Here is an 8,888-nt window from a genome sequence, read left to right as displayed (position 1 = left end):
AAGCTTTTAAATGAAGGAGGATTGATTATCAAATGGGGACGAAAACTCAAAAACAAAGGAAATGCCGTTATCACAATTTAAATGCGAAACAGCTTAACGTTGATTCTGTCCTTCCCAAAGCTTTTCAAAAGTAGCGCGATCGATGTGCCAAGACCGTTCTCGCGAGCATTTTTTACCCTCTCCCACAACAGTTTGCCAGAGTGCGATTTCTGCCTCTGTCAAGTCGGTATTTTCCTCTTTTTGGGGAACGATATAAGCCGCGAGATGCTTATTTTCGTGGGAGTCGCCAACAGCTAAAATGACAGCCTCTTGAACGGAAGAATGCTGAAGCAATGCCGACTCAATTTCCCCCAATTCGATGGGATAGCCATTAACTTTAACTTGAAAATCTTCTCGTCCGAGAAACTCGATATTGCCATTCGGTAAATAGCGCCCCAAATCTCCTGTTTTATACAGTCGTTCTCCCGTTTTTGGATGTTGGATAAAACTACCTGCCGTTTTCTCCTCATTGCGCCAATATTCTCGCGCTAAACCGATGCCGCCGATGTATAATTGTCCCGGTATCCAAACCGGAAGGGGTTCGAGAATTTCGTCGAGAATGTAAAAGCGCTGATTGGCTAAAGGGCGACCGTAGGGAATACTTTTCCAAGCCGGATCGAGGGTTTCAATCGCATAGAAAATCGACCAAATTGAGGCTTCTGTTGCCCCTCCCAAACTAATGACACGCCCGGACGTTGCCGTTTGAATGCGATCGAGATTGATGGCAAAGAAAGAGAGATTTTTAGCAAAGGGACGCAAACCGATCGCCGCATTGTTGAGAATATCGCGCTGACCCAATTCGAGGAAGCGTCCGTAAGGGGCTAAAACCCGCAAACTTTCGGTGAGAAATTCGCCCCCCAAGGAGTTGAGTACGACATCGACCCCGCGACCGTCCGTAGAGTCCATCACCTCTTCCGCAAAGGATAGCGATCGCTACCAACCCACCCTTTTCTTTGGCATCCCCAGTATCTACGCCAATCTTTTAGCCGTGCGCGAGATTGCCCCCCTCAATGTTTCCAGTTTGCGCCTGTGCGTTTCGGCCGCCGAACAGTTGCCCCCGATTGTTTGGCAGCAATGGCGAGAGGCTTTTGGTCTGGAAATTTGCGAAGGGATCGGCACGACAGAATTTTTGCACATCTTTTTATCCAATCGACCAGAAGCCTGCAAGCCCGGTACTTCCGGCAGTCCCGTTCCCGGTTATGAAGTGCGCGTCGTAGACGATGGCGGACAGCCCCAACCGGCCAATACTATCGGAAATTTAGAGGTGAAAGGAGATAGTTTGATGCTGGGCTATTGGAATCGTCTGCCAGAAACTCGCGCAGCCCTGTGCGGCAATACCATGCGAACGGGGGATAAGTACATCTGCGATCCGGAGGGCTACTTTAAGTTTATGGGACGAAAAGGCGATCTCTTTAAAGCGAACGGACAGTGGATTTCTCCGTTGGAAATTGAGGAGGTCTTATTGCAGCATCCCGATATTCTCGAAGTAGCGATCGCGCCGGAGTCGGAAGACGGTCGTCAACTGACGCGGATCGTCGCCCATATCGGACTCAAGCCGGAACGTCGCGCTTCTCCGGCTTTGGAGAAAAATATCTATCAGTTTTCCAAACAAAATTTACCTCACTTTAAAGTCCCTCAATTATGGCGTTTTGTGGAGCGCCTGCCGCGCACCTCGACAGGGAAAATTCATCGCCAATCCCTGCGGTAAATGACCCATGCTCCAACTCGCAATTGAGCATTTGCTCAAGTTATCCGTTTAGGGCAAAAAAAATCCGCGCTCGCCATAGACGGATTTGCGACAGATTGACTAATCTCTTTTTCTAAAAAGTTTGAGCCTACGTAACCTGCGATCGATATATTCAGCAAGCCCTATTTAGCGCTTGAGGGGCAACCTCGATTGAGAGATTTGCCTGAATCTGATTTCAGTTCCGCTACCGTACTGCGTACTTGCTGTATCTGGCCGTTAAGCTGTCTTGCCTATTCTTACCTAATGAGAATAATTCGCATCTATTTTTTAGGTTTTATTTATTATTGCCAAAATCTCTAGAAACTTATTGAACAGAAAACTGAATTTTCGGAAACCTAGTCAAAGTATTTCTTTGTCAGGATTGACAATATTGATTTTATGTGCAGTCGTGTATAAAATCCTGCTGGAATTTACTGTTTCAGCCTGAAAAGCTTTTATTTACAGGAGTTAAGCGCTGCCACAGCCGCCTGTCGCACTTGCGTCCAACCTGCAACTATCTGGGAAATATAAAAAATTCCTAAAGAAAATCTAGCTATTTGATATTAAATCTTATTGTCATTAAGTAGCTTGCAGTAGAGCAAGATTTTTAGTCAATTAATGAGAATAATACGCTGGATAGGTGGGCGTATTTAAAATATTGTAGAGTTCGTTACGAAACTTTTTTGCAAAATTTACAGTGTGTGAGGATACAAATTTGAAGACTAGATTATTGCTCAGCTTGATGGGTATTGCGGGCACTGCATTGATATTAGGAACAGGGCCAGCACTCTCCGAGACTGTTTCTGAGGCTGTTGAAGTCAGGAATGCAGAGCCTACTTCTGCCAACGATCGAGAGTCGGAAGATGCCGATCGACTGTTGCCGCTTGAGGTTTCGGAAATTCAAAGCGCGATCGGACAGCAGCAAGCAATTGCTCCCAAAAAATCCGATCGCAAAACAGAAAACGCTCAAAGTTTGGGAAATATCTCAGAAAACCCTGCACCTTTAAATTCTGCGGAGGCAATATCGGAAAGCGACAATACGCACCACAGTGCGATCGCTCGCGAATCGAGTTTGCCACCGACAATCTCGGAAAAAGAAAATAATGGTAGCAGTGCGATCGCTCCCCAATCGACTGCTGTGAAAGACTCTGAAACCAACGGTTCGCAGAGAGCAGTGACAAGCGATCGCAATGCAGTCGATACCCAGGAGCGATCGGCTTTCGATGCCGCAGCAGTAAATGCAACGGGCGATCGCGATCGATCCCAACAACAGCAGCAACAACAGCGACAGACAAACTCCGAACAGCCATTATTGCAAGTTAGGCGGCTCAGCGAGATCGATCGGCCTCAAACCAGCGCAGACTTTTTAACTCAAGAGTCCGCACCAGCAATACCAATCCCCCAGCCAGAAGCCGCTCAAGTAACAGGCGTCAAGCTCAACCGCACGGCTACGGGCGTGGAAATCCTCTTAGAAACCCCCACGGGACGGCAGTTGCCATTTTCCCAAACGGGCGATCGGAGCGATCGCAACACTTTAATAATTGATATCAAAGGCGCTCGACTAGCCCTACCGCAAGGCGAAACATTTAGCGCCGAAAATCCAACAACCGGAATTACTTCAGTCACCGCCAGCCAACTCGATACCAACACAATTCGAGTGCGCGTCACCGGAGAAACGCAACTACCCAATGCCAGCGTTACTGCAGGTGCTAGCGGTTTAGTTGTCAGCGTTACCCCGCAATCAGAAATTAACATCACCGTAACTGCCCAAAAAAGCGAAGAAAGCATTCAAAACGTACCCGCTAGCATCACAGCCATCACCGGGCGGCAAGTCCAAGATTCCGGCATAACTTCATCGCAAGACATTCCCAAATTAGTTCCCAATTTTTCGATTTTAGAAGGCGGAAATCGTTCCCGAAGCTTGCTTAACATTCGCGGTTTGGGTAACATTGTCACCCCCAATACCAGCGGCGGTTCTTCGCTCGGATTTTACGTCGATGACGTTCCTTATTCTGACTGGTTCAGCTTTCAATCAAGCCTCACCGATATCGAACGCATTGAAGTGCTGCGAGGCCCGCAAGGAACGCTTTACGGTCAAAACACTCAAGGAGGAGTAGTTAACATTGTTACCAGGGCCCCGACAAATGTTTGGGAAGTTAGAGGTTCTACCACCTACGGTTTCCCAGGAGTGCGGGAAAACCAACTAACTATCAAAGGTCCTGTTGAAGAAAATCTATTTTTCAGCTTGTCAGGTTTGTATTCAGAACGAGACGGTTTTGTTCGTAATACTTTCATTGACGAACTGATAGACAACAGGCAAAGTTTAGCCGTTCGGGGTCAATTGCGCTGGCTTTCCCCTGCCAGAGATTGGGATGTTAGGTTGGGTCTTAATTACGAAGAAAATAACGACGGCCCTTTCCTTTCCGTACCGTTTGACAGGGCAAATCGCAGAGAAGTCAATCAAGACTTTATCGGTAAAATTCACTCAGCAGGGAACGACCAATCTTTAAGAGTATTCTACAATGGTTCGGGAATTCGGTTTACTTCGATTACTGCAAGGAGAGAGTTTAGAAATAGCCCAGCTTCAGGAGATGGCGATGCCGGCCCTTTACCTATAGTCAACGCCAATGTCGATTTGAACACGCTCAAGTGGAGTCAAGAATTTCGCTTGCAATCGCCAGAAACTGCTCGGACATTCGAGTGGTTAGTTGGCGGGTATTACGAATATAAAGAAACAGGGATAGATGTCAGCACTATGTTCGGTTCCGGTGGAGCAGCCTTCGGCTTCCCGCCAGCTACCAGCATCACTCCAGCAGAATTTACTGATACGACTTATGCTGTTTTTTCTCAGTTAACCTACAGACCGACACCACCGCTAACAATCACTGGTGGGCTGAGGTTTGAAACTAGAAATTTCAATATGGAACGGCAGTCTTTTCTAGAGTTAGAAGGAGTGAGAAGATCTGCGGGTCCAGATATCAATCTCAGCGATAGCAATAATGTAGTGCTGCCCAAACTAGCAATAGATTATCGCTTTAGTCCCAACCTGATGGTTTATAGCAGCATTGCTCGCGGCTACAAAAATGGCGGTTTTAGTTCGCTTCCCAGCATTCCCGAAGCAGCTCAATTCGATGCAGAAAGAACCTGGACTTACGAAATAGGTACAAAGACAAATTGGTTGAACGATCGCCTGTTAGCTAATGTTGCTTTCTTTTACACGCGAGTTAGGGACTATCAGGTAATTGATTTTGTCCCTCCCAATATTTCGTCGATTACTAACGCTGAGTCAGCAAATATTTGGGGTTTGGAACTAGAACTCAGGGCGCAGCCGGCGAGAGGATTTGACTTAAATGCTGGTGTTGGCTATACAAATGCCAGATTTGACAGATATACAAACGGTGCCGGAGTGAAACTTGATGGCAATCGACTGCCAAGCACACCAGAATTTACTTTCAATGCAGGCGCTCAATACCGCAGTCCGAATGGCTTTTTGGGTCGAGCAGAGGTGCAGGGATTCGGTCAAATATTTTTTGACGAAAACAACGAAGCCAAACAAGAGCCGTTTGTTTTAGTAAATGCCAGAATCGGTTACGAATTTGATAATTTTGGCGTTTATTTGTACGGCAACAACTTGTTTGACAAGACTTATTTTACTTCAGGTTTCAGAAGTAGCTTCGATCCCAATACTCAATTCTTTGGAGCAATTGGAGAGGGCAGGACGATCGGAGTCCAAGTGACAACGAAATTTTAGTCATCAGGTTTGTAGTGAGGACTTCAGTCCTTTGAATCTGCTGCGGGGAGTCCGCACACAAACGATCGGTTTTGAGCGTAAGTCTTATCCCAGATACCATCAACCAACTTAACAACTAGCACAGCTAAGAGGAACAGATCGTGAACAACACAAAAAGTAACCATTTCGATAGTCCGCAGGCCGGCTAACAGGCGATCGAGTTCGTAATGCTGAAATCTTGCACAATTTTCAATAGACATCTCCCAAAATTAGCTTTTTGTCCGGATGTGGCAAGACCACCAAAATCTTTTTAGGAGATGTCTAATAAACCTGTAGGGGCGGGTTCGCCAACAGCCTTAAAGGTCGCAGACAGGTTAAATAAACCCGCCCCCACCCACGAAAAATCCCCAAATAACACTGGTGCCAGATGTTAGTAATACAGAGTTTAGCCATCAGGATTTTACGGGCTTTAGTCCGTACTACAAACCGTTTTTATTGGGAATCGATCGCACTCTCAGTATTTTACGGACTGAAGTCCGCACTACAAACCGTTTTTATTGAGGAATCGCTCGCACACTTACTCTAGATTTTACGGACTAAAGTCCGCACTACAAACCTTTTTTTAGGGGGAATAGATCGCACGCATTCTCTGGATTTTACGGACTGAAGTCCGCACTACAAACCTTTAGATCGGTCAATCAACAAACAGGAGATTGATTTATTATGTCTCAGTCAAACGTTCAGTTAAGCGGCGTACCGCGCACAATGATTTTAACTCTGCGAGGGCGTGCGGACGAACACGATCGCCCCAACGGTTTATTCCAAGACGAACGCGCTGCTGCATGGATTAAATCTTTGCCTTGGGATAAGGAATTAGAGGATTTTTACAATCCAGTATCTCAAATTGCTTGGGCCGTGCGTGCCAAACTATTTGATGAAGTTACCGAACGCCATATTGCTAATTTTAGATATCCGTTAATCGTCGAATTTGGTGCTGGTTTATCGAGTCGCTATCATCGCGTGGGAAAGGGGCGATCGATCTGGATCGATCTCGATCTTCCCGTCGTGACTGAAATTCGGCAACAGTTAGACACTGAGACAAACGAACATCAATTTATCCGCAGTTCGGTGATGGATTTTGATTGGATGGACGGACTACCCAAAAGGGAACCTGAAAGCATTTTGTTCATCGCTGAAGGATTGCTGATGTACTTTGAAATTAACGAGTTGCAGCAGTTAATTAACGAGATGCGCCGCAAGTTTCCCGGTGCAACTTTGGTAATGGATGTAGTAGGAAACTCTAGTAAAAAAACTGGCAGTAAATTGGCTCAACTGGGAGCACCGATCGAGTGGTATGCCAAAGATGAACGAGATGTTGAAGCTTTGGGATTGTCGCTGGTAAATGTTCGCTCTTTTTTTAGATCGTACCCGGAACGTTGGCCTTTGATGGTGCGCTTGCTTTCTTGGATTCCTTACATTCGCAATGGCTGTCTGGTTGTTGAAACCAAACTCAATCCGTTAGCGCAAGGCAAATAATTAGTGAGTTGTGAATCATGAATTTACAGAATTCGGAAACGAAGCAAAGTATCTTATTAGATTTGGCGAAGCAGCGACTGTTGCCACTTTGTCTCTCAATTAGTTTAGCTGCGATCGCTACATTGCTGGGGCTAGTACCGTTTGTCATAATTTATTTGATGGCGATCGAGTTACTCAATCCGCCCATTGACCAAAATTATATTTGGATATTGGCTGCTGTTAGTGTGGCTGCCATTTTTTTCAAGTATTTGTGTAAGAGTCTAGCAATATCCATTTCTCACCGTGCAGCTAATGCGATAATCTGCGACGTGCGATTGGCGATCGCCCAAAAGTTAAATCGGGTTCCCTTGGGTTACTTCAATCAAAACTCGATCGGTCAAATTAAAAAGATCATGGCAGACGATGCTGAAAATCTTGAAGAGGCTTTAGGTCATATTTTACCAGATTTCGTATCTGTCACAACATTAGTTTTGCTGACAACCATTTATCTATTTACTGTTGACTGGCGGATGACTCTAGCAACACTTGCTGTTTTTCCGATCGCCCTTGCAGGTCAAGCTTGGTCAGTTCAAGCTGCTGTGAAACCCCTTTACAAACCGTTTCACGATTCCCTGGAAGACATGAATAGCACGATCGTTGAATACGTGCGGGGAATGAAAGTAGTTAAGGCATTCGGGCAAACAGCAACGTCCTACGAAAAATACGAAAATGCAGTCAATCGCTATCACAAAATTTACCAAGAATGGGTTTGGAAATCCTTACCCGGTTTATCAGTATTTTTTGTCGGTATCACGGCTAATATCGTTACCATTTTACCAGTAGGAACTTGGCTTTATCTTTCTGGCAGCATCGATATGTCAACCTTAATTTTGTTTTTGGTTTTAGGTTTGAGTTTCAATGCACCGCTGTCTAAACTGATGTCAATTCTCTCAGACGGATATTATATGTTTGAGGGCATGAAGCGCATTGAAGTAATTTTCAACGAGCAAGTGTTGTCGGTATCAGAGTGCGATCGCCAGCCAACAAATTCTAGTATTGAGTTTCGCAATGTTACTTTTAGCTACAACGAAAAACAGGTACTTCGAGACATCAGTTTTACCGCAAAACAAGGAACTGTCACTGCTTTTGTCGGACCTTCTGGGGCCGGAAAAACAACTGTCGCGCGGCTGATTCCCCGCTTTTGGGATGCAAGCAGCGGCGAAATTTTGATTGGCGGTGTCAGCGTTAGGGATATGTCGTTTGAAACGTTAATGTCGCAAATAGCATTCGTGTTTCAGGATGTATTTTTGTTTCAAGATACTGTATTGGAAAACATTCGTTTGGGCAATCCAAATGCCAGCGATGCAGAAGTTATTGCAGCAGCAAAAATGGCTCGCGTTCACGAATTTGTTGAGGCTTTACCGCAAGGTTATCAAACTGTTGCGGGGGCGCGAGGGGCTAAACTAAGCGGCGGACAAAAACAGCGAATTGCGATCGCGCGCGCTATCTTGAAAAATGCTCTAATTGTGATATTGGATGAAGCTACAGCTTTTCTAGACCCCGAAAATGAAGCAAAAATTCAAGAGGCGATCGGTAGTTTAATCCAAAATAAAACTTTAATTGTCATAGCTCACCGACTATCAACTATTACCGAATCTGACCAGATTATTGTATTAAATAAAGGTACGATAGTCGATCGAGGTCGCCATTCCGAACTGTTGCAAACAAGTGAATTGTACGGCAAAATGTGGCAGGCTCATAACTCGGTGCAAGACTTAGAGGGGAGCATCCCGGTTTTGCAAAAGCCTCAAATAGCCAAGAGGTCGTTGAGGTAAGCACAACGAAGTTTTAGCATTTGATTGACATTTTTTTTCAACC

7 protein-coding genes are annotated in these 8,888 nt (G+C 45.4%); 5 read left to right on the top strand and 2 right to left on the bottom strand.

Annotation, left to right across the window (positions count from 1 at the left end):
* Positions 1 to 93: 93 nt before the first annotated feature.
* Positions 94 to 945: an AMP-binding protein gene (locus JGK39_RS31125; RefSeq protein ID WP_293298692.1), complete on the bottom strand. Its 852-nt coding sequence runs from the start codon at positions 943 to 945 to the stop codon at positions 94 to 96.
* Between JGK39_RS31125 and JGK39_RS31120 the strand changes: the two genes are divergently transcribed.
* Complete coding sequence (locus JGK39_RS31120) at positions 881 to 1,747, top strand: AMP-binding protein (RefSeq protein WP_293298689.1); 867 nt, start codon at positions 881 to 883, stop codon at positions 1,745 to 1,747. The genes JGK39_RS31125 and JGK39_RS31120 overlap by 65 nt on opposite strands.
* A 733-nt stretch (positions 1,748 to 2,480) precedes the next feature.
* Complete coding sequence (locus JGK39_RS31115) at positions 2,481 to 5,516, top strand: TonB-dependent receptor (RefSeq protein WP_293298686.1); 3,036 nt, start codon at positions 2,481 to 2,483, stop codon at positions 5,514 to 5,516.
* Between the two features lie 23 nt (positions 5,517 to 5,539).
* Here JGK39_RS31115 and JGK39_RS31110 read toward each other — a convergent pair whose 3' ends face one another.
* A complete protein-coding gene (locus JGK39_RS31110; protein WP_293255818.1) occupies positions 5,540 to 5,755 on the bottom strand; it encodes a hypothetical protein in 216 nt (71 codons plus the stop codon).
* Between the two features lie 160 nt (positions 5,756 to 5,915).
* Between JGK39_RS31110 and JGK39_RS31105 the strand changes: the two genes are divergently transcribed.
* The 3 genes from JGK39_RS31105 to JGK39_RS31095 all read left to right on the top strand — a co-directional run bounded on the left by JGK39_RS31105 (position 5,916) and on the right by JGK39_RS31095 (position 8,845).
* On the top strand, positions 5,916 to 6,056 hold the full coding sequence (locus tag JGK39_RS31105) for a hypothetical protein (protein WP_293255815.1): 141 nt from the start codon (positions 5,916 to 5,918) through the stop codon (positions 6,054 to 6,056).
* A 162-nt stretch (positions 6,057 to 6,218) separates the two neighbouring features.
* The gene (locus tag JGK39_RS31100; protein WP_293298683.1) at positions 6,219 to 7,031 is read left to right on the top strand and encodes a class I SAM-dependent methyltransferase; all 813 of its coding nucleotides are present in this window, start codon (positions 6,219 to 6,221) and stop codon (positions 7,029 to 7,031) included.
* Positions 7,032 to 7,048: 17 nt separating this feature from the next.
* On the top strand, positions 7,049 to 8,845 hold the full coding sequence (locus tag JGK39_RS31095) for an ABC transporter ATP-binding protein (protein ID WP_293255809.1): 1,797 nt from the start codon (positions 7,049 to 7,051) through the stop codon (positions 8,843 to 8,845).
* Positions 8,846 to 8,888: the final 43 nt, after the last annotated feature.

This window comes from Microcoleus sp. PH2017_12_PCY_D_A (assembly GCF_020738565.1).
GTDB lineage: Bacteria > Cyanobacteriota > Cyanobacteriia > Cyanobacteriales > Microcoleaceae > Microcoleus.
This window is presented reverse-complemented; position numbering and strand designations above follow the sequence as displayed.

Bases quoted from the DNA above. Each gene is read 5' to 3' on its own strand.
- JGK39_RS31125 (WP_293298692.1), bottom strand. From the start codon at position 945: ATGGACTCTACGGACGGTCGCGGGGTCGATGTCGTACTCAACTCCTTG.
- JGK39_RS31110 (WP_293255818.1), bottom strand. From the start codon at position 5,755: ATGTCTATTGAAAATTGTGCAAGATTTCAGCATTACGAACTCGATCGC.
- JGK39_RS31100 (WP_293298683.1), top strand. From the start codon at position 6,219: ATGTCTCAGTCAAACGTTCAGTTAAGCGGCGTACCGCGCACAATGATT.
- JGK39_RS31095 (WP_293255809.1), top strand. From the start codon at position 7,049: ATGAATTTACAGAATTCGGAAACGAAGCAAAGTATCTTATTAGATTTG.